This is a genomic window from Vibrio sp. R15-SG3-ISO1B (assembly GCF_059833835.1).
This window is the reverse complement of sequence record NZ_JCBDGG010000008.1, coordinates 17,557-39,379: the sequence shown is the minus strand read 5'-3', so window position 1 is coordinate 39,379 and position 21,823 is coordinate 17,557. Positions and strand designations below refer to the sequence as shown.

Annotated in this window: 18 protein-coding genes; 9 read left to right on the top strand and 9 right to left on the bottom strand. The window is 50.4% G+C overall.

Annotation, left to right across the window (positions count from 1 at the left end):
• From AC6R0S_RS02790 to AC6R0S_RS02780, 3 genes are all read left to right on the top strand, one after another.
• Nucleotides 1–1,405, top strand: a 1,405-nt coding sequence (locus AC6R0S_RS02790; RefSeq protein ID WP_500637156.1) for a PrkA family serine protein kinase, incomplete at its 5' end; no start/stop codon positions are given.
• A 69-nt stretch (nucleotides 1,406–1,474) separates the two neighbouring features.
• Complete coding sequence (locus AC6R0S_RS02785) at nucleotides 1,475–2,746, top strand: YeaH/YhbH family protein (RefSeq protein ID WP_487901151.1); 1,272 nt, start codon at nucleotides 1,475–1,477, stop codon at nucleotides 2,744–2,746.
• Nucleotides 2,747–2,755: 9 nt separating this feature from the next.
• Nucleotides 2,756–4,300: a SpoVR family protein gene (locus AC6R0S_RS02780; RefSeq protein WP_500637155.1), complete on the top strand. Its 1,545-nt coding sequence runs from the start codon at nucleotides 2,756–2,758 to the stop codon at nucleotides 4,298–4,300.
• A gap of 118 nt (nucleotides 4,301–4,418) precedes the next feature.
• On the opposite strand, the gene kdsB is transcribed toward AC6R0S_RS02780, so the two are convergent.
• Genes kdsB through AC6R0S_RS02755 form a run of 5 tightly spaced genes read right to left on the bottom strand, consistent with a single transcriptional unit; the run spans nucleotide 4,419 to nucleotide 9,991 of the window.
• The gene (gene kdsB / locus AC6R0S_RS02775; RefSeq protein ID WP_500632660.1) at nucleotides 4,419–5,168 is read right to left on the bottom strand and encodes a 3-deoxy-manno-octulosonate cytidylyltransferase; all 750 of its coding nucleotides are present in this window, start codon (nucleotides 5,166–5,168) and stop codon (nucleotides 4,419–4,421) included.
• Entirely contained in the window at nucleotides 5,168–5,347 is a 180-nt protein-coding gene (locus tag AC6R0S_RS02770) for a Trm112 family protein (protein ID WP_005474972.1), read from the bottom strand. The genes kdsB and AC6R0S_RS02770 overlap by 1 nt, the downstream gene beginning before the upstream one ends.
• On the bottom strand, nucleotides 5,328–6,335 hold the full coding sequence (gene lpxK / locus AC6R0S_RS02765; protein WP_500632661.1) for a tetraacyldisaccharide 4'-kinase: 1,008 nt from the start codon (nucleotides 6,333–6,335) through the stop codon (nucleotides 5,328–5,330). Before lpxK ends, AC6R0S_RS02770 begins: the two co-directional genes overlap by 20 nt.
• Nucleotides 6,336–6,338: 3 nt before the next feature.
• On the bottom strand, nucleotides 6,339–8,087 hold the full coding sequence (gene msbA / locus AC6R0S_RS02760) for a lipid A ABC transporter ATP-binding protein/permease MsbA (RefSeq protein WP_500630278.1): 1,749 nt from the start codon (nucleotides 8,085–8,087) through the stop codon (nucleotides 6,339–6,341).
• 32 nt (nucleotides 8,088–8,119) lie between these two features.
• Nucleotides 8,120–9,991 carry a DNA internalization-related competence protein ComEC/Rec2 gene (locus AC6R0S_RS02755; protein ID WP_500637154.1) on the bottom strand — a complete coding sequence of 624 codons (1,872 nt, stop codon included), beginning with the start codon at nucleotides 9,989–9,991 and terminating at the stop codon, nucleotides 8,120–8,122.
• A 365-nt stretch (nucleotides 9,992–10,356) separates the two neighbouring features.
• Here AC6R0S_RS02755 and AC6R0S_RS02750 point away from each other — a divergent pair, with 365 nt between their 5' ends.
• On the top strand, nucleotides 10,357–10,887 hold the full coding sequence (locus AC6R0S_RS02750; RefSeq protein ID WP_334552499.1) for a DUF2062 domain-containing protein: 531 nt from the start codon (nucleotides 10,357–10,359) through the stop codon (nucleotides 10,885–10,887).
• Between the two features lie 135 nt (nucleotides 10,888–11,022).
• On the opposite strand, the gene lolE is transcribed toward AC6R0S_RS02750, so the two are convergent.
• The 3 genes from lolE to lolC are packed head-to-tail and all read right to left on the bottom strand — an operon-like array spanning nucleotide 11,023 to nucleotide 14,155.
• Nucleotides 11,023–12,267, bottom strand: a complete 1,245-nt coding sequence (gene lolE, locus AC6R0S_RS02745; RefSeq protein WP_500630280.1) for a lipoprotein-releasing ABC transporter permease subunit LolE — start codon at nucleotides 12,265–12,267, stop codon at nucleotides 11,023–11,025.
• The gene (lolD, locus tag AC6R0S_RS02740) at nucleotides 12,268–12,954 is read right to left on the bottom strand and encodes a lipoprotein-releasing ABC transporter ATP-binding protein LolD (RefSeq protein ID WP_500630281.1); all 687 of its coding nucleotides are present in this window, start codon (nucleotides 12,952–12,954) and stop codon (nucleotides 12,268–12,270) included. It lies immediately after the preceding gene.
• Entirely contained in the window at nucleotides 12,947–14,155 is a 1,209-nt protein-coding gene (gene lolC / locus AC6R0S_RS02735) for a lipoprotein-releasing ABC transporter permease subunit LolC (protein ID WP_500637153.1), read from the bottom strand. The genes lolD and lolC overlap by 8 nt, the downstream gene beginning before the upstream one ends.
• Nucleotides 14,156–14,318: 163 nt before the next feature.
• On the opposite strand from lolC, the gene AC6R0S_RS02730 reads away from it, so the two are divergent.
• The 5 genes from AC6R0S_RS02730 (at nucleotide 14,319) to AC6R0S_RS02710 (ending at nucleotide 20,239) form a co-directional block, all read left to right on the top strand.
• Complete coding sequence (locus AC6R0S_RS02730) at nucleotides 14,319–14,885, top strand: PilZ domain-containing protein (protein WP_500632666.1); 567 nt, start codon at nucleotides 14,319–14,321, stop codon at nucleotides 14,883–14,885.
• Between the two features lie 8 nt (nucleotides 14,886–14,893).
• Nucleotides 14,894–18,349, top strand: coding sequence for a transcription-repair coupling factor (mfd, locus tag AC6R0S_RS02725; protein WP_500637152.1), 3,456 nt, complete (start codon nucleotides 14,894–14,896; stop codon nucleotides 18,347–18,349).
• A gap of 99 nt (nucleotides 18,350–18,448) precedes the next feature.
• Nucleotides 18,449–19,249, top strand: coding sequence for a peptidoglycan binding protein CsiV (locus AC6R0S_RS02720; RefSeq protein WP_500637151.1), 801 nt, complete (start codon nucleotides 18,449–18,451; stop codon nucleotides 19,247–19,249).
• 33 nt (nucleotides 19,250–19,282) lie between these two features.
• Entirely contained in the window at nucleotides 19,283–19,822 is a 540-nt protein-coding gene (locus tag AC6R0S_RS02715; RefSeq protein WP_500630286.1) for a GNAT family N-acetyltransferase, read from the top strand.
• 144 nt (nucleotides 19,823–19,966) lie between these two features.
• On the top strand, nucleotides 19,967–20,239 hold the full coding sequence (locus tag AC6R0S_RS02710) for a DUF4282 domain-containing protein (RefSeq protein ID WP_500630287.1): 273 nt from the start codon (nucleotides 19,967–19,969) through the stop codon (nucleotides 20,237–20,239).
• Nucleotides 20,240–20,304: 65 nt separating this feature from the next.
• On the opposite strand, the gene AC6R0S_RS02705 is transcribed toward AC6R0S_RS02710, so the two are convergent.
• Nucleotides 20,305–21,594, bottom strand: a complete 1,290-nt coding sequence (locus AC6R0S_RS02705; RefSeq protein ID WP_334552508.1) for an NAD(P)/FAD-dependent oxidoreductase — start codon at nucleotides 21,592–21,594, stop codon at nucleotides 20,305–20,307.
• Nucleotides 21,595–21,823 lie beyond the last annotated feature (229 nt).

The following is a 21,823-nucleotide window of genomic DNA, read 5'->3' as shown; positions in this document are numbered from 1 at the left end:
GCCTTGGGCAGCCAAGCGCCTACATGAATTCGGCGGTGACATCTCCAAATTTAAAGTTGTGAAAGTGCGCCCATCCATTTTGGACCAACGTGCGATTGCCAAAACTGAGCCCGGCGATGAAAACAACCAAGACATTTCATCACTGGTCGGTAAAGTCGATATTCGTCAGTTAGAACACTTCTCCCAAGACGATCCCGATGCTTACAGCTATTCCGGTGCCTTGTGTCGTGCAAACCAAGGCTTAATGGAATTCGTTGAGATGTTTAAAGCGCCAATCAAAGTGCTTCACCCGCTGCTTACCGCAACGCAAGAAGGCAACTATAACGGTACTGAGGGGCTATCTGCGCTGCCGTTTGATGGCATGATTCTCGCGCACTCCAACGAATCCGAATGGCAGACCTTCCGCAATAACAAAAACAATGAGGCGTTCTTAGACCGTGTCTACATTGTCAAAGTTCCTTACTGTCTGCGCGTGTCTGAAGAGGTGAAAATCTACCAGAAACTGCTTGATCACTCCGAGCTTGCCAAAGCACCGTGCTCACCCAGCACGCTCGAATTGCTATCACAGTTCAGTATTCTATCGCGCCTCAAAGAGCCAGAGAACTCGTCTATTTTCTCAAAAATGCGCGTCTACGACGGGGAAACCCTTAAAGACACTGATCCGAAAGCAAAAAGCTATCAGGAATACCGTGACTTCGCCGGTGTTGATGAGGGGATGTCTGGTCTCTCGACCCGTTTTGCGTTCAAGATCCTCTCGCGCGTGTTCAACTTCGACAGCGCGGAAGTCGCTGCGAACCCTGTTCACCTCTTCTATGTGATTGAGCAGCAAATTGAGCGTGAGCAGTTCCCTCAAGAGACCGCTGAGCGATACCTTGAGTTCTTGAAAGGTTACTTAGTACCACGCTACGTCGAATTTATCGGCAAAGAGATCCAGACCGCCTATCTCGAGTCTTACTCGGAGTACGGTCAAAACATCTTTGATCGCTACGTGACCTATGCTGATTTCTGGATTCAAGACCAAGAGTACCGCGACCCTGAAACCGGCCAATTGTTTGACCGCTCAGCGCTCAATAACGAACTGGAGAAAATTGAGAAGACGGCAGGCATCAGTAATCCAAAAGATTTCCGTAATGAGATCGTGAACTTCGTGCTCCGCGCTCGCGCCAACAACGAAGGTAAAAATCCGGTCTGGACGAGCTACGAGAAACTTCGCACCGTTATCGAGAAGAAAATGTTCTCTAACACCGAAGAGTTGCTCCCAGTCATTTCGTTTAACGCTAAAACCTCTTCTGAAGATCAGAAGAAACACGACGACTTTGTCGCTCGTATGATGGAAAAAGGCTATACCGAACGCCAAGTTCGTTTGCTTTCTGAGTGGTATCTACGCGTACGTAAATCGTCTTAAGCACATCGCCCCTTGGTGATTCAATCCAAGGGGCGTATTGACGACGTTAACGCAATTGAGGGGGAACTCATGGCGCAATTTATTGACCGACGACTGAACGGTAAGAATAAAAGCGCGGTAAACCGCCAGCGCTTTATTCGCCGTCATAAAGAGCAGATCAAAGAGTCCGTAGCAGATGCCGTGAATCGACGTTCTATTACGAATACGGACTCTGGTGAAGACGTCTCTATTCCACACAAAGACATCAGCGAACCTGTGTTTCATCAAGGTAAAGGGGGATTGAAAGAACGCGTTCACCCAGGTAACGATCAATTTATCACCGGCGATAAAATCGAGCGCCCGAAAGGGGGGGGTCAAGGCGGCGGTTCAGGAGAAGGTGAAGCCAGTCCCGACGGCGAAGGCCAAGACGATTTTGTGTTTCAAATATCCAAAGATGAGTATCTTGATATTCTGTTTGAGGATTTGGAACTACCAAACCTTGAAAAAAACCAAATCAACAAAATCACCGAATGGAAAACCCATCGCGCAGGCTATCAAACCGCTGGTGTTCCCGCCAACATCGCGATTGTGAAATCTTTGCAGCAATCCCTTGCTCGCCGCACAGCCATGACCGCGGGCAAACGTCGCATGCTACGAGAGCTCGAAGCGGCGCTCGATGAAGTCAAGATGAGTGAGCCTGCCCAACTGCTTGAAGAGAAGCGCCTACAGGACGAAATCGCGGCACTGCGTAAAAAAATCGACACCGTGCCCTTTATCGATACCTTTGATCTTCGCTTCAAAAATTACGAACGACGCCCGATTCCATCTAGCCAAGCGGTGATGTTCTGTTTGATGGATGTGTCAGGCTCGATGGACCAAGCCACCAAAGACATTGCCAAACGCTTTTATGTGCTGCTCTACCTGTTCTTGACTCGCACCTATGAAAACGTCGAAGTGGTCTTTATCCGTCACCACACCCAAGCCAAAGAAGTCGATGAGCACGAGTTTTTCTATTCGCAAGAGACCGGCGGCACCATCGTCTCCAGTGCGTTGAAACTGATGGACGAGATCATCAAAGACAGATTTCCAACCGCTGAATGGAACATTTATGCCGCGCAAGCATCGGATGGCGATAACTGGGCAGACGACTCACCTCGCTGTCGAGAATTGCTCACCAAACAGTTATTACCTGAGTGTCAGTACTATTCGTACATTGAAATAACTCGCCGTTCACACCAAACGCTTTGGCACGAATATGAGAAGCTGGAAAACAGCTTTGACAACTTTGCGATGAAGAACATTCGCAGCGTCGAAGATATCTTCCCGGTGTTTAGAGAGTTGTTTCGCAAAGAGCATGCATAGGGAGGCGCTATGACGACGAAAACAAAAAAGTCTGCCAAATCAAACGCAAATAGACTGCCCGATGGTCCTGATTGGACATTCGATCTCATTGAACGTTATCACATGGAGATCAAACGCGTCGCCGAGCATTATCGACTCGACACCTACCCCAATCAGATTGAAGTGATCACCTCAGAGCAGATGATGGACGCCTATTCGAGTATTGGTATGCCCATCAATTATAACCACTGGTCGTTTGGTAAAAAGTTCATTCAAACCGAGCAAGGCTATAAACACGGTCAAATGGGGCTGGCGTACGAAATCGTGATCAACTCTGACCCATGTATCGCCTACTTGATGGAGGAAAATACCGTTACCATGCAAGCCCTAGTGATGGCGCACGCCTGCTACGGGCACAACTCCTTTTTTAAAGGCAATTATCTGTTCCAAACTTGGACTGATGCCAGTTCGATCATTGACTATTTGCTGTTTGCGAAAAACTACATTGCCGAGTGCGAACAAAAGTATGGCGTCAAAGAAGTTGAAGAGCTTATCGACTCGTGCCACGCCTTGATGAATTTTGGCGTAGATCGCTACAAACGTCCGGAAAAGATCTCGATTGCCGAAGAAAAAATGCGCCAAGAAGAGCGTGAAGAGTACCTGCAATCTCAAGTCAATGACCTATGGCGCACAGTACCCAAAAACAAGGTAGAGCAAGAGAAAAGCAAACTGCTCTTCCCGACAGAGCCACAAGAGAACATTCTCTATTTCATTGAAAAGCACGCCCCGTTGCTGGAGCCATGGCAACGTGAGATCGTGCGCATCGTGCGTAAAATTAGCCAATACTTCTACCCGCAAAAGCAAACCCAAGTGATGAACGAAGGCTGGGCAACCTTCTGGCACTACACCATTCTCAACCACATGTACGATGAAGGTTTGGTCAGCGAACGCTTTATCTTAGAGTTCCTTCATAGCCACACCAGTGTGGTGGCTCAGCCGCCCTATAACAGCCCCTATTTTAGTGGTATCAATCCCTACGCACTCGGCTTTGCGATGTTTAGGGATATACGTCGCATTTGTGAAGCGCCTACGGATGAGGACAAAGAGTGGTTCCCAGAGCTAGCGGGCAGCGATTGGCTAGAAGCGGTGCACTTTGCGATGCACAACTTTAAAGACGAAAGCTTCATCAGCCAATACCTATCGCCGAAAGTGATCCGCGACTTTAAGCTGTTCTCCATCACCGATGATGATAGGAAAAACTTTATTGAAGTCACCGCGATTCACAACGATATTGGCTACCGCGCCATTCGTGAAAAGCTCGCGGCGCAATACAACTTGAGCAACCTTGAGCCCAATATCCAAGTGTATAACGTTGACGTGCGTGGGGACCGCTCATTAACCCTGCAATACGTGCCTCATGACCGTATTCCACTCGATGAGAGCTACGAGGAAGTGCTCAAACATGTCTACCGTCTATGGGGATTCGATGTGGTACTCGAAGAGGTGAAGGAGACTGGGCGACGTGAGATTCTCGGCACCTGTCCTAAGCGCAACGACTACGACACGAAAATCTAAACGCTGTGCGCTGACATCCTGTTACGTATAAAAGCAACCTACCACGCATAAAGCAAAAGGCCCAGAAACCTGTCCGTTTCTGGGCCTTAATATTCTATGGTGTTAGTGGGATGCGCACTTAAGCACTAAAATGACGTCTGACGACATCAAGATCGTGTGGTGTATCCACTCCAGCGGCCGGCGCTTCTTTGGCAACATCGACATGGATTTTTTCTCCATACCAGAGCACACGAAGCTGCTCTAAGCACTCAATACGCTCTAGTGGCGTAGGCTGCCAATTGACATAGGTATTGATGAATCCCGCACGATAGGCATAAATACCGATATGACGCAGTAGAGGCTGTTTGGCATCGGCATTACCGCTAGCAAAGTGGTCACGATCCCAAGGAATCGTCGCCCGGCTAAAGTAAAGGGCAAAACCTTGCTGGTCTACCACCACTTTCACCGCATTGGGATTGAACACTTCCTCTTCATCACGGATCTCTACCGCCAACGTGGCCATTGGCGCGTTGCAACGGGCAAGGTTATCGGCCACTTGAGAAATGATCGATGGCGGTATCAAAGGCTCATCACCTTGAACATTGACGATAATGTGATCGTCAGCAATGCCCATCTGTTCAACCACTTCCGCTAAGCGCTCGGTGCCTGATTCGTGCTTGTCTGACGTCATGCACACATCACCACCAAAGGCTCGCACGGCTTGCTCAACTCGTTCATCATCGGTCGCAACGATCACTCGCTCGGCACCCGCTTGAATGGCTTGCTCGTAAACGCGTTGCACCATAGGCTTACCAGCGATATCGGCAATAGGCTTACCCGGTAAGCGGCTAGATTGATAGCGCGCAGGTATAACGACAGTAAAAGCCATTAGCGACCCTCATCCATGCTCATTTGGCGAGCTTCAGGTTCGAGCAGGACAGGAATGCCCTCTTTAATTGGGTAAGCAAGTCGATCCAATTTACAAATTAGCTCTTGTTTATCTTTGTCGAACGTCAGCTTTCCTTTGCACACTGGGCAAGCAACGATTTCAAGAAGACGATGGTCCATACTGCTCTTTCACCTCTTTAATTTTATTGATGATGTACGCGGCATCCTGTGGCTCAAATTTGGCAGACACGGGCAAATACCACCAGTTGTCCTGCGCAAATTGCGTACATTTTACGGCATCTTTTTCTGTCATGATCAAAGCGTCGCCTTTTGCAGCCAACGCGATTAATTCATCGGCGGAGAAATCTTTGTGATCGGCAAAGCCTTGGCTCATAGTCACCTGCGCACCGAGCTGGGCTAAGGTATTGAAAAATCGTGGTGGATGACCAATTCCAGCCATCGCGATTAAGCGCCCAAGTTCGCCGACTGCGCGACGCTCTCCGGTTGTTAGGTTGACGGCAAGGTCTGGCACCAATTGCATCGATGCTTCACCCGGGTGAGCATTGCCCCCGTTGGTAATGATGGCATCAACACTTTGCAATCGAGCGGTCGATTCGCGCAGCGGCCCTAACGGCAAAAGTTGTTCGTTACCAAAACGGCGAGCACCATCCACAACCACCAACTCTATGTCTCTTTGTAAGGCGTAATGCTGCAACCCATCGTCGGTAATGATGATATCCACGCCTTGTGGTAATAAGGCTTTTACTGCCTCAGACCGAACCGGTGACACAGCAACCGGCGCACCGGTGCGCTGATAAATAAGCTTAGGTTCATCACCACAATGCTGGGTTAGCGTTGAAGCGTCCACCATCAACGGATAAGACGGCGCTTTCGCGCCGTAGCCCCGTGACACCACACCCGGCGTGAAACCGAGCGCTTGTAAGGTCTCAACCAGCCAGATCACGACCGGCGTTTTGCCATTGCCACCGGCGGTGATATTACCCACCACCACTACAGGCACTGGCGCTCGATAGCTCTGTTTAACGCCAGACTCGAACTGCTGACGTCGGCGCTGACTGATAACCGCAAACAAACGACTTAGCGGCCATAGAAGCGGCCAGGCTAACCAACGAAGGGGGTGTTGACCAAACCAAATCTGCTCAATCACCGATTAAGCACCAAATTGAATACGGTGAAGCTGCGCATACGCACCGTCTTGGGACAACAGCTCAGCGTGTGAGCCACGCTCAACAATTTCACCCTCATCAACAACCAGGATTTCATCCGCATTTTCAATGGTCGACAGTCGGTGCGCAATCACCAACACCGTTTTGTTTTTCTGCAGTTCATCGAGTGCGGACTGGATTGCCTTCTCAGACTCAGTATCTAGCGCCGATGTGGCCTCATCCAAGATCAGTACAGGGGCATCACGCAGCAACGCTCGCGCAATCGCGATACGTTGACGTTGACCGCCTGACAAGCTAGTTCCGTTTTCACCAATCACAGTATCTAATCCGTCATCCATGCCTTCAATGAAATCCATCGCGTACGCCAAACGCGCGGCTTCTTCGATTTGCTCGCGGCTGTATTTGTCTTTCGCCGCATAAGCAATGTTGTTGGCAATGGTGTCATTGAACAAGTGCACATTTTGCGACACAAGGGCAAAGTGACTGCGCAGATTGCTTAGGCTGTAATCGCGGATGTCGTGTTCATCGAGCAAGATGGTGCCTGAATCAACGTCGTAAAAACGGGTAAAGAGATTGGCAATGGTACTTTTGCCTGAACCCGAGCGGCCCACCAGCGCTACCGTCTTACCCTGCGGGATAGAAAAGCTCACTTGGCTGAGTGCCGGTTTCTCTTTGCCACCGTAGGTGAAGGTGACGTCTTTCACTTCAATATCACCGCGGACTTTGTCCGTGCTGTATTGACCGGTATCTTTCTCAGTCTCAAGATCCATCAGGCCAAACAAGGTTTGGCTTGCCGCCATACCGCGCTGAAATTCTGAGGTGACGTTAGTGAGAGATTTCAGAGGGCGCATCAAGCCAAACATGGCAGAGAAGATGACCGTAAAGGTGCCCGGCGTCAGGTCAGCACGAATCGAATCGACGCTAGCCAAAAACAGCACCACCACCAATGCCATCGACGCGATCACTTGAATCACCGGATTGGCGATCGCTTGAGCAGCGACAAGCTTCATCGTCTGTTGGCGCATGCGATTACTCACTTCGTCAAAACGCTTGGTTTCCACATCCTGACCGCCATAACTCAATACGACTTTGTGGCCTTTCAGCATCTGCTCCGCCGAAGAGGTAACGTTGCCCATCGCATCTTGCATATTTTTTGAAATACGGCGAAAACGTTTGGAGACCACGCCAATCCCCCATGCCACCACGGGAGCGACGACAAACAAGACTAAAGATAGCTGCCAACTGTTCCAAAACATTAGGACAAGTAAACCAATAATACTCGCGCCTTCACGCACGATACTGACTAACGCACGGCTGGTTGCACCTGCCACCTGCTCGGAGTCATAGGTAATACGAGACAGTAAACCACCGGTCGACTCTTTATCAAAAAACGACACCGGCATATGCATAAACTGAGCAAAGATACGGCGACGCATCAACATCACCACATTGCCCGATACCCAACTCAAACAGTAGGTTGAGACGAATCCACTCAAGCCCCTGAGCACCATCATCCCCAAAATGATAAACGGCAGAGTGCGCAAAAAGTTGGAGTCTGCATCACCAAACCCTTCATCGAGCAAAGGCTTGAGCAAGGAGATCATGTAGGTGTCCGCAAAGGCGTTAATGACAAGCGCAATGATCGCGACCACGAGACCCGCTTTGTACAGGCGAATGTATGTCCACAATCGTTTAAACGTGGTCCAGGTGGTTTCATCTTGGTGTTGTGACATAGAAAGGCTTTATTTTTCTTACAATATTGCGGTCATTCTACTCCGTTACGCAGCATCTGCCTATACCATGCCCGGCCTTTGACCTCTCGAATCCCATGGACAAACCACTCGTTTGGATAAAATTTCACCGTCAACTGGCCAAAGGTACCGGTATCACGCCAATCAATACCACGAATTTGATAGCGCTCCACCACCAATGGGTGTGGCAGTGTCCAGCGCCCTCGATACGCTGACGACGCTAAAGCCAACCTCGGTGAAACGGCGTCGATAAACGCGGGCAAAGACGAGGTCCGGCTGCCATGATGGGGCACTATGAGGATGTCGGCCTTCAGATATTGCGGCTCTCGGAGCAATAGCCACTCAGCAATGGCATCAATGTCTCCGGTCAGTAACACCGACGCCTCTGGCGAGCTCACTCGAACAACACAAGAGTGCGGATTGAACGCTCGAGAGACCTTTGTTGGCGGCCATAAGACCTCAAGTGTCAAACGCTGCCACTGTAGGGTTTGACCTTGACGACAGGGCACATCACCTACGCCATGTTGACTGCTGATGAGTGCCGGTTGCCACTCTGCCACTAATGGCTGCCAACCACCGGCATGATCCCAGTCCATATGGCTGAGGATTAGATAGTCAACACGGCGAATCCCCCGCTTGTACAGCAGTGGCGTGATTAGCTGCTCCGCATAGCTCGAGTCTTGCCAAGCGCTGCCCGTGTCATAAACCAGCGCGCTCTCGCCTTGTCGAATCACAACAGCGAGACCATGCCCGACATCTAGCATCCACATCTCCCATAATGGCTTGGGAGCAAATTCTATCCGCCCCATCGCCGTCACAGCAAAAATCAGCAACAACACCCGCTTGCGTACCCAGACAGAAACCAGCGCTAGCAGAGCGATCATTCCGAACAGCATTGCCCAATCGTCTGCGACCCACCACCACAAGTCCCAATGACCCAAAGCATTCGACACCCATTGCAACAACCTATTGATTAACGGCCACAACAACGAACAATCGAATAGCAACTGGGCCAGCAACGCGAGCAGAGTGAGAGGAATGATAATGAACGAAAACAGCGGCACACAGACCAGATTAGTGAGAAACGCGATGCGACTGACGCCATCAAAAAATAGTATCGTCAGCGGTGTCATGAAAAGCAGAAAGAAAACCTGTAAGCGCAGCATACTGCTAAGCGCGCCGGTTTGTGCGTAGCGGCTGGAAACAAACACGAAGATGATCGTCACCGCCAGAATCGACATCCAAAAGCTGAGAGACAAGGGTGCGAAAGGGTCAAAAAGTAACAAGATCGCAGTCACCAGACACCACTTGAGCCGCAGCGGCCAATAGCGTTTGACCAGCAGCAGTCCAACGGTCAACAAACACGCCAGTAACGCGCGCTGAGTGGGTAGCGTTAAACCGGCGAGCCAAGCGTAGCAAGTGGCGACGATAAGCCCCAAAATGAGCGGCGCCACGTTTGCCCTAGGCCATAGCATGAATACACCCCGCCCCAACCACCACCCTAGTCCAAACGCGATGCCGATATGCAGGCCAGAAATGGCAATCAGGTGGCCAAGCCCGCTGCGAGCCAACTGAGCAGATTGTTCCGTACTTAAATGATGCCGAGCACCAAAGGTCAACGCTTCAATCAAACCGCGCTGCGAGTATGGCGCTATGGCACGCTCGAGAAGAAGATAGTAATGCGCACGAAGAGTGGGTAGGCTGCGCACGATAAAATGCGCCTTCGCAGGCGCTACCGCGGTGGCTAACCATCGGCGTGACAACGCCTGCTTTTCAGCATCAAACCCCACCTCATTGAGTAAGCCGACGACAGGCTCTAAGCGCACTTTAACGTCGATTTCATCGCCCGGCAGCAGAGCAATTGGCGATATAAACTGAACTTTCATTGGTATCAAACTGCGCAATGTTTGGCCATTGATTGATCTAACTACAATTTCGCCTCTAAAGCCGTGACTTATTTGTTTAAAAAAGCTGTCAGCTTTCGCGTTTATGGTAATATCTGGCCCTGCACGGAAGAGCGTTTCTATTTGCTGGTGAATTAAGTGACCATGAAGCATCACTAACAACAGACCGGCATTGATTCCCCACCCGATTCGAAGCATACGAATCCAAATAGAGACCACGAGGAGGCCGACATTAAGGCCACTCCAAATCCAATCTGGCATAGCTGGCCAAATTGCGGCGCTCATGACGGTCGCCGAAAAAGAAGCAAGAGTCCAACAACTGATTAGATAGTGAGCCATAGTCCCCTATGCCAAGAAAATTTATCAAACGCTTTATGCCTGACCATGAGTTAATCAAGCGTCAAAAGGCACTAAAGGTTTTTGGCAACGTGTTGTACAACCCGAATTTGTGGTGTTTGAATCGCCGTTCAGCGGCAGGTGCTTTCGCCGTGGGGTTGTTTATGGCTTTTGTCCCACTGCCTAGTCAGATGATCATGTCTGCTGGGTTAGCGATTGCTTGCGGCGTTAACCTGCCACTCTCCGTTGCGCTTGTCTGGATCAGCAACCCAATCACCATGCCGGTGATGTTTTACTTCGCCTACAAAGTGGGCACTTGGGTAATGCATACCCCACCGCAGCGCTTTCACTTTGAACTCTCTTGGGAGTTCATCTTGCAACAGATGAGCACCATTGGCCCGCCATTCCTGCTCGGCTGCTTGATCTGCGGGATTGTCTCCGCCATGTTGGGCTATTTTGGCATCAAAGCGCTGTGGCGCTACTCGGTTGTCCGTAGTTGGCAAAAACGAAAGTTCAGAATACCGAGAATGCTGAAAAAATAGCAGATAGAGACCAACGCCTACCCACCCTATTCACACATTCTGATGCAAGGCGTGTTGAATCAAGATGAAAAAAGGACCCGCGGGTCCTTTTTCTGTTCTCACTGTTCGCTTTGCAGGACAAACACAACACCATCGCTACTTCGCACTGAGAACGCTCGCAGGGTGCAGTTTGACCGCTCGAGAAGCAGGATACCAAGTGGCGAGTAAGCTTAGGGTGATGGCCGTCAAAGAGACCAAAGCCACATCAAAGCCGTGAAGTTCAGAGGGAAGGAAATCGACAAAGTAAATGTCGCCAGAAAGAAATTGGTGCCCCGTTAGCGACTCCAGCCCCTGGATGAGAGAGGTCAAATTCCACGCCACGAGTACGCCAAAAATACTGCCAATCACACTGCCAAGCACGCCTGAGAAGACACCTTGCCAGACAAAAATCCGACGAACCAATCCATCGGTGGCTCCCATGGTGCGTAAAATCGCGATCTCGGCTGCGCGATCTTTAACGGCCATCATCAGGGTCGAGACGATATTAAAGCTCGCTACACCAATCACCAGTACCATCACCAAATACATAATGGTGCGCACCAATTGAATATCTCGGTACAAAAAGCCGTATTTTTGCTGCCAACTGCGCAAGTAAACATACACATCTAGCGTATTTCCCACTTCACGCACAATCGCCGTTGCGTCTAGGACATCGCTCACTTTGAGCGCTACCCCAGTCACGGCATTATCTAAACGGCCATATTCCTGCGCATCCTGAAGCGGAACTAAAATCAGACTGTGGTCAATTTGACCATTCAGTTGCAACATCCCTGCGATGGTCACTCGCACTCGACGTGGGGTCTGAACCTGTCGACTCGCACCACCTGTAGGAATCATCAGTGTAATGGCGTCACCCGTCTTTGCGCCGAGCGCATCCGCCACACCTTGCCCAATAATGGCTTGCTGTTGTCCAGGTTTAAACTCTGCCCAGACTTGCGGGTCAATAAATTCCGCCAAACTGGAAATCCGCGCTTCCGCTTCGGGGTCGATGCCTCGCACCTCAAGAGCTTTTAATGCACTGCCTTTTTCCGCCAACGCTGTCATTTTGACAAACGGCGCAGCTGCTTCCACTTTCGGATGTCGCTGAGCGCGCTCAATCACGTTTGGCCACTCGTTGAGTGGGCCGCGCACGCCTTCGAACTCGCCGTGAGAAATCACCGACAATACGCGATTTTTTAGCTCGCGTTCAAAACCATTCATTGCAGACAAACCAATGATGATCACCGCAACGCCAACAGCAATACCAATGGTCGAGGAGATGGAAATGAACGACACCATTTTGTTGCGCTGTTTTGCGCGACTGAATCGACCACCGATAAACAGTGACAAAGAAGACAACACTTACGACTCCTTAATATCGATCAGCAGACCATCTTGCATATGCAGCTGACGATCCATTTTTTCCGCCAGCTCACCATCGTGGGTCACGACTAAAAAAGCCGTTCCTGATTCACGATTGAGCTCGCGCATTAAATCGTAAATCGCCAGCGCCGTTTTATGGTCAAGGTTACCAGTCGGTTCATCCGCCAAGACCAGATCGGGGCTATTGACCAAGGCGCGCGCAATCGCCACCCGCTGGCGTTCACCACCGGATAACTCCGATGGACGATGGTCGATGCGATGGGTCAACCCCACTTTGTCCAGCAGCGCGGCCGCTTTCTGTTTGGCTTCTGACACGGGCATGCCGCCAATCAGCAGTGGCATAGCGACATTTTCTAATGCGCTGAAATCTGCCAACAGATGATGAAATTGGTAAACAAACCCTAAATGCTGGTTGCGTAATTTCGCTTGCTTGTTAGAGCTCAGCTCGGCGAGCGGCTGATCCAAAAATGTCACATGGCCTTCGCTAGCATCATCGAGCGCGCCCAAAATGTGCAGCAAAGTACTTTTCCCCGAGCCCGATGTGCCAATGATTGACACTAATTCGCCGCGCTCAATATCGAAGCTGACCCCTTTTAACACCTGCGTACTTAACTCGCCCTCTTGGTAAGTTTTACACACATGTTCACAACGTAAGAGATTACTCATATCTTAATGCCTCAGCAGGTTTGACCGAGGATGCTCGGTAAGAAGGATACAAGGTCGCCGCTAGGCTAAGCGCAATCGCAAGCAAAACCACTAAGAGAATTTGCGGCCAGGAGATAACGATCGGCAACTCGCCGCCGACCGCAAATAACGCGATACCCGCTGCATCAAGCAACGCATTTAAATTCGTCGCCAGCAGCACACCAAGGCCACCACCAATGAATGCGCCAATGATGCCGCTGCTTGCACCTTGCACCATGAAAACAGCCAAAATGTGATGATTTTGCATGCCTTGCGTTTTTAAGATGGCCACTTCCGACTGTTTTTCCATCACCACCATGATAAGGGCGGAAATAATGTTAAATGCTGCCACACCAACGACTAGGCCTAGCATCAGCCCCATCATGTTTTTTTCCATTCGTACCGCTTGGAACAGTTCCCCACGCTGATCACGCCAATCTTGCCACTGCCACAGCTCTGGTAGAGACTTTTGCCCAAGCTCACTGACGATAAATGGGTCGTCGAAATAGAGTCGCCAGCCTGACATCTCATCACTTTTCATGTGCAGCAGTTTGGCGGCATCGTCAATGTGCACCATCATCAGTTGGCCATCGATGTCTGACCCTGTGTTAAAGATCCCTGCCACCGTAAACAGACGCTGGCTAGGAATACGACCAAGCGGCGTAAACTGACTGGCGCCAGTGACCATCAGACGCACTTTGTCACCCACCGAGACATCCAACCCTCGCGCCAAGGTTTGGCCAATCAGGATGCGGTAAGCCCCGGTTTGCAGCTCCCCTGCCGAACCCGCGTACAGGTGCGTGGCAATCGAACGGTCAAGATTCGGGTCGATGCCTACCATCAAGCCAGCACTCAAACTTTCTGCGCTTTGAATCACCGCCTCACTCTGAACGATCGGCGTCGGCGTAGAAGACGGAGAAAGCGCACGAACAAACTCAGGCGGCGTATCCGAACGAACAGTATGACCATCACTATTCGAGACGATGGCTTGCGGCAGAACACCAAGGATGCGACTTTTAAGCTGCGATTCAAAACCGTTCATCACCGACAACACCGTCACCAGCGACATCACGCCAATAGTAATGCCCGCGGTTGACATATAAGAGACGAAGCGACTGAACCGGTCACCCGATCGTCCACGTAAATAACGAAGCCCGATAAAGGTCGAGACTGGATGAAACATAAAACCAACCATCAATGTTTGATGGCGTTTACTCTACCCATTAATCTGCGTGGGTTGTAGTGTTTAATTGCAAAATGGCGGTGAAAATGTGGAATAAACAAAGGCATACCTTGATAAACGCTCTGGTATGACGATAATCAGAAAAAACTCGCAAGGAAAACGCATGTCAGAACAAGAATATTTCACCGTCAATCACGCGCTCGCCATCAATGTCGAGGCTCTAGAGGCAGGTGCTGACTTTCCTTGCTTTGACCAGTTTGAGCGCGAGATTCCCGCCCCCTTTTTAGTGGCGAGTGAATTTAGCCATCTGGATTTACTCAACGATCACGCGCGCAGTGAGCTAAAAAACAGCGATTTCAAACATGTCATTGAACTGCTCGACACGCAGAACTCAAAGCTCAACCTACTGTTGACCTTTATGCTCTCTCAGCAAGATGATCAAGCCCTGCGTTTTCACACCAGCGCATTTGGTGCCAGCCAGTTGAGCTATCAAGCCCAAACCGCGCTTGCGCTCAACAGCAAGTTACGCCTGAAACTCTTTTTAGATAGCCCAGCGGCGGCCATCTACTGCTACGGGCACGTCACTCAATGCGAGGCAGACAATAATGGCTACCTCATTACAGTCAAATACGACTTATTGCGTGATAGCGACCAAGATCTGCTGATTAAAGCCGCCTTGTTGCAGCAACAAAAGCTACTGCGCCAACGCTCCATCAATCGAGAAAAATAACGACTGCTATGCCACAACTATCTTTATTGAACTTAGCATCAGCACAAGGTGCTGGGGACAAGAAACGGATTGGTAACCTCAAGGGCGCCAGCTTACCACTTGCGATTGCTGAGTTGGCGAATCAACACTCAGGCCACACACTGTTAGCCGTGCCCGATCCACAAACGGCGCTGAGATTGCTACAAGAAATCGAGCAGTTTACTCGTGAGTCGGTCGCCCTCTTCCCCGATTGGGAAACTTTGCCTTACGACAGCTTCTCGCCCCATCAAGAAATCATCTCGGATCGCATAGCGCACCTGTACCAAATGCCAACGCTGAACGCGGGCATCACCATAGTGCCGGTGAACACCTTGCTGCAGCGCCAATCGCCGCGTGAGTTTTTGCTTGCCCACACCTTGATGGTCAAAACTGGAGACTTGTACTCACTCGACAAACTGCGCCTGCAACTGGAAAAGTCCGGCTATCGCCACGTTGAGCAAGTGTTTGGCCCCGGCGAATACGCCAGTCGTGGTTCGATTTTAGACCTCTTCCCAATGGGCTCAAGCGATCCTTACCGGATTGATTTCTTTGATGATGAAATCGACACCATCCGCACCTTCGATCCGGAGAACCAACGCTCGATTGAAGAACGCAAAGAGATCCGCCTGCTACCAGCGCATGAGTTCCCCACTACCGAAGCCGCGATTGAAGATTTTCGCATCCGATGGCGTCAGCGCTTTGAAGCGCGCCGCGAGCCCGAGTCTGTCTACATGCAAGTCTCTAAAGGTACTTGGCCAGCGGGAATAGAGTATTGGCAGCCACTCTTTTTCGATCACACCGAAACCCTGTTTGACTACCTACCAGAGGGTAGCCAACTGTTGACGGTGGGCAATATTGAGCAAGCCATCGATACCTTCTTAACCGATGTCGACTACCGTTATGAACAGCGCAAAGTCGATCCTTTGCGTCCGTTATTGCCGCCACAAGAGTTGTGGCTGAAAAAAGACGAACTGTTTAGCCAATTTAAACCCCTTGCCCAAGTCGAGCTCTCTGTCGAGCCCATCACCGCCAAGCAAGGCCGAGCCAATCTAGACATTGAGCCTTTACCCGATCTCTTTGTGCAGCATCAGCACAAAGAACCTTTAGCCGCATTGAGGCATTTCGTCGAACACTATCGCGGTAAGATTGTCTTTTCGGTGGAGTCAGAAGGTCGCCGCGAGGCACTGCTTGAGTTATTGCAACGTATCAAGTTGCGCCCTGAACTTAAGCACAGTTTTTCCGACGCGCTAGAGAGTAAGGACAAACACACCTTAGTCATCGGCGCCTCTGAACATGGCTTTTTGTTTGGCGATGAGCAAGTCGCTCTCGTCTGTGAAAGCGACTTATTGGGCGATCGCGTCATACAGCGCCGCCGCAAAGATCGCAAAGTCACCAACAGCGATGCGGTCATTCGCAACCTAGCCGAATTGAAAGAGGGTCAACCTGTGGTACACATCGACCACGGGATCGGCCGCTACATCGGTCTGCAAACCCTTGAAGCAGGTGGGATGGTCACTGAATACGTGACGCTAGAGTACCAAAACGAAGCCAAACTTTACGTCCCCGTTGCCTCGCTTAACCTTATTAGCCGCTACTCTGGCGGTGCCGAGGACGGAGCGCCGCTGCATAAACTCGGTGGCGATGCTTGGAGCAAAGCACGGCGTAAAGCCGCAGAGAAAGTGCGTGATGTTGCCGCCGAATTGCTGGATGTTTATGCCAAGCGCGAGCTCAAACCCGGGCATAAGTTTGCCCTTGACCGTGAACAATACGCAACGTTTAAAGCGGGCTTCCCATTTGAGGAAACCGACGATCAAGCGATGGCGATTAACGCGGTACTGTCTGACATGTGCCAAGCCAAAGCGATGGATCGTTTGGTCTGTGGTGACGTTGGCTTTGGTAAAACCGAAGTCGCCATGCGTGCGGCGTTTGTTGCCACGGACAACGCCAAGCAAGTTGCGGTGCTCGTACCAACCACCCTACTGGCGCAGCAGCATTTTGAAAACTTCCGTGACCGCTTTGCCAACCTGCCGATTCGCGTTGAAGTGCTGTCGCGCTTTAAAACCGCCAAAGAGCAAAAGCAAGTGCTACAAGATGTCAAAGATGGCAAAGTGGACATTGTAGTCGGCACGCACAAATTGCTCTCAAATGATATTGTCTTCAACGATTTAGGCCTATTGATTGTCGATGAAGAGCACCGCTTTGGTGTGCGTCAAAAAGAGAAAATGAAAGCGATGCGCGCGGATGTCGACATCCTAACGCTGACCGCAACGCCTATCCCTCGCACCTTGAACATGGCGATGAGTGGCATGCGCGATCTGTCAATCATTGCCACGCCACCTGCTAGACGGTTAGCGATCAAAACCTTCGTCCGTCAAAGCGACGACGCCACGATTCGAGAGGCCGTGCTGCGTGAAATCATGCGTGGTGGTCAGGTGTACTTCTTGCACAACCAAGTCGAGACCATCGATAAAGTGGCGGCGGATCTTGAAAAGCTCATCCCGGAAGCGCGTATTACTACTGCACACGGTCAAATGCGTGAGCGCGAGCTTGAGCGCATCATGAATGACTTCTACCATCAGCGCTTCAACGTTTTAGTCTGTACCACCATCATTGAAACTGGTATCGACGTCCCGACAGCCAACACCATCATCATGGACCGCGCGGACAACCTAGGTCTTGCGCAGTTGCACCAATTACGCGGCCGTGTCGGACGTTCGCATCATCAAGCGTACGCCTACTTGCTGACCCCTCACCCTAAAGCCATGACCAAGGACGCCGTCAAACGTCTTGAAGCCATCGCCTCGCTGGAAGATTTAGGAGCAGGCTTCACCCTTGCCACCCATGACTTAGAGATCCGCGGTGCAGGTGAATTGCTGGGTGATGAGCAAAGTGGCCAAATTCAATCGGTTGGCTTTACTCTCTACATGGAAATGCTCGAACAAGCGGTCGAGGCGCTCAAGGAGGGTAAAGAGCCTTCGTTGGATGATCTACTGCGCGAACAAACCGAAGTGGAAATGCGTCTACCCGCCTTACTGCCGGATGATTACTTGCCTGACGTTAATACGCGCCTGTCGATGTACAAACAGATCGCCAGCGTCAGCAGTCAAGATGAGTTAGATGAGCTAAAAGTTGAGCTGATAGACCGTTTTGGTCCACTGCCCGATGCCACCAAAAACCTGCTTTCGGTAGCCGCGTTAAAAATTGAAGCGGCGCAACTTAAAGTGAAGAAGATCGAAGCGCATGAAAAAGGCGGTTTTATCGAGTTCTATCCGGATGCTGACATTAACCCCGTCTATCTGGTTAAACTACTGCAATCACAACCGCAAAAATTCGCAATGGATGGCCCAACCAAATTCAAGTTTACGCTACCATTAGTCGACAGACGCAAGCGAATTCAGTTTGTTAGTGATATGCTAGGCGAATTCAAGCAAAATCGACTGCCCTAAGCATTCGGCATCAGGGCTTGAATTAAGAAACAGCAATGCGCGCCGCTTGCGGACTATGAACAATTTTGAGGTACACGCTACCTCTTCAATGGAGTTGGAATGAAAAAGCTGATTACCCTGCTGCTTTTTTTCGTCGCGATGCCTTCTTGGGCCGAGCGTCAATTTGATATTGAAGTGATCATCTTTAAACGTGCCGTCAACCCAGAAATGACTGCGGAATCTTGGCCGAATAACCCGCCAGAGATCAGTCTTGAGCGCGCGGGCAAATTTTCTGATGCCAGTTTCAGAGCCAGTAAGCAGGTCACGTTACTGCCTTACTCACAGTATAAACTTGGTGAGCAAGTGCAAAAGCTGAAACGTCACGCGGGCTTTGATGTACTGATGCACACCGCTTGGCGTCAAGGCGACCAAGGCCGTTTCGGTGCGCCGGTGTTTCACATTCAAGCAGGAAAAGATTACTCCAATCAGTTTAATGTGGATGGCTCACCTGCGGGCAGTAATGCCACCTCCAGTGTCATTGATGGGGTAACCGAAGAGAGTATTCCAGCGCCGCTGTTTGAACTCGACGGTACATTTCAAGTGTATGTTGAGCATTACCTTTACGCCGATGTCGAGCTTGATTTAAAAGCGCCAAGCGTACGTGAAGTGGTTCTTGATGCACCGATCCAAACCAACGTTGCCACACAAGATGCCACACAAGAAGCCACACAAGATAGTATGCAAGATAATGCGGTGGTCCAAGCCGGCTTGATGGAAGACATCACGCCAACCGTCGAAACCCAGGCTTTCTTGAAGTCTTACCGTTTCGACCAAAAGCGCCGCATGCGCAGTACCGAAACACACTACTTAGATCACCCTCTCATGGGCGTGATTATCCAAGTTCGCCGCGTCGCGCAGTAATCTTGTCAGCCCTCCTCGCGAGGGCTGTTGTTTATGTCACCCGATTACCAAATCATCACCCCGAACCTGCGACTTGGCTTGATTGACGCTGAGCATGCTGAGGTGTTTCAACATCTGATTGTGCACTCTGCCAGCCTGCACCAATGGATTGACTGGTGCCACCCCGAGTTCTCCCTAGAGGACGCAGAAGCCTTCTTGTTGCAAACCCGACTCAACTGGGTGAAATCTCAAGCCTACGGTTTTGGCGTGTTCCAACGCGCAACCGGTGCTTTGGTGGGCATGGTCGCCATCAATGAGCTCTACCACACCTTCAACATGGCGAGTATCGGTTATTGGATAGCCGATGAGTTCCAAGGCAAAGGCATCGGCCAAGAAGCGCTCAATGCGCTGGTGGAGTTCTGCTTTGCCCAACTCAAACTGACCCGTGTCGAAATCGTCTGCGACCCAGACAACCTCCCCAGTCAACACCTCGCCATTAAATGCGGCGCAACACTGGAAGCTCGGTCGAAAAATCGCTTTGTCTTCCAAGGCCAGCCTAAAGAGGGGTTGGTGTTTTCAATGATTCCAGGTTGAGTTTAACCTCATCATAAAAGCAGTTAATTACTGATTAGCCAATAACTTACGCCAAATTCGTGTCAGGCGTCAGACTCTTTGTCCTAGGTTGAGCCATAAACTGTGGCATGATTACTCCCTTTATCTATGAAAGGAAATCTAAGAATGGAATCGATATTTTCGTTTAAATCTATGCTCACTCCAAAGCTAGTCACCGGACTTTACTGGTTGCTGCTTCTCATTGCGATTATCTCTGGCATTGGAACCATGTTTAGTGGATACGGCGGTGTGACCTTTCAAACCTTTATGCTGGGATTGCTAACGATGGTTGGTGGGGCGATTGGCGCTCGCATTTGGTGTGAATTGATGATTGTTATCTTCAAGATCAACGAAAATTTGCAGGCACTAAAAGAGGCAAAAGACGAATCAAACGTCTAACACTGATTCGTTGAGTTCAAAACCGTATAAGAGAAGAGCGCCAATCGGCGCTCTTCTTGTTTTGATCAATGAAGCTTAAGGTTGGGTCTCAACACGCGGTTGATGCGGCCCATGAGGATGATGAGCGCGGTTTTGAACATCCCGTGTAGTGCCATTTGGTGTAGGCGGTAGAGCGAAATGTAAACTACGCGAGCGATACGGCCTTCCACCATCATTGAGCCTTTGGTTAGGTTGCCCATTAGGCTACCAACGGTCGAGAAGCGGCTGAGAGAGACCAGTGAACCTTTGTCTTTGTAGACATAAGGCTTGAGCTCTCGGCCGTTCATCTTCGCCACAATATTGGAAAACGCACAGCTTGCCATTTGGTGTGCAGCCTGGGCACGAGGTGGCACAAACGAGCCGTCTTCTTGCGTGCATTGCGCGAGATCGCCAATCACGAAAATGTCATCGTCACGCGTCGTTTGCAAGGTGCTTTTCACCACCAATTGGTTGATGCGGTTAGTCTCTAAGCCTGCAATGTCTTTAATGAAATCTGGCGCTTTGATACCCGCAGCCCAAACCATGATTTGCGCTGGGATTTTGTCGCCCTCTTTGGTCACTAGGCCATCTTTTTCCGCTTTGGTCACCATAGTCGCGGTGCGCACGTTGACGCCAAGCTTAGTCAACTCTTGATGGGCAGCACTTGAAATGCGTGGCGGTAGAGCCGGAAGAATACGCTCACCCGCTTCAACAAGGTTGACGTTGAGCTTGCTTGAGTCCAAGTCACCAAAACCATAAGTGCGCAACTCTTTCACTGCATTGTGCAGCTCAGCAGAAAGTTCAACACCGGTTGCACCTGCACCTACGATCGCGATATCCACGGTGCCTTGACCATTTTTCGCGTGCAGCTTTAAGAATTCATTGTTCATTTCGGTGCGGAAACGGTGCGCTTGCTCTGGGCTATCGAGGAAGATGCAGTTGTCACGCACGCCCGGCGTGTTAAAGTCATTGGAGGTAGAACCAATGGCCATCACCAGAAGATCGTACTCAAGCTCACGCGTTGGCATCAGCAGTTCGCCATGCTCATCTTTCAGCTCGTGCAGTGTGATCACTTTACGCTCGCGGTCAATGTCTTTGAGCGCACCCATTTGGAAATCAAAGTGGTGATTTTTGGCGTGCGCACGGTAGCTTAGCGCGTCCACACCTTCATCCAGTGAACCTGTCGCAACTTCATGCAGCAAGGGTTTCCACAAGTGGCTTGCCTTACGGTCAACCAAGGTGACTTGCGCACGGCCTTTACGGCCCAATGTACGACCCAGTTTGGTAGCAAGCTCCAGGCCGCCTGCACCACCGCCTACAACGATAATTCGTGTCACAATAACGTTCCTCTAAATATAAATAATCATGATTCGAGCCGATTACTCAGCTCGAGAAAATTCTCTCTTGCCATGCGGTTACTCACCCTAACCGGTGCGTGATTCGCACTCTGGCATGACGTTTTCGGATATGAGGCTTGTTATTGGCGTTCAATAGCGGGCATTTTTGCCGCTCAACTCGTTTTTTGGGGCAAGTTTTTTACTTGCTCTCAATTTTTTTTGATATTTA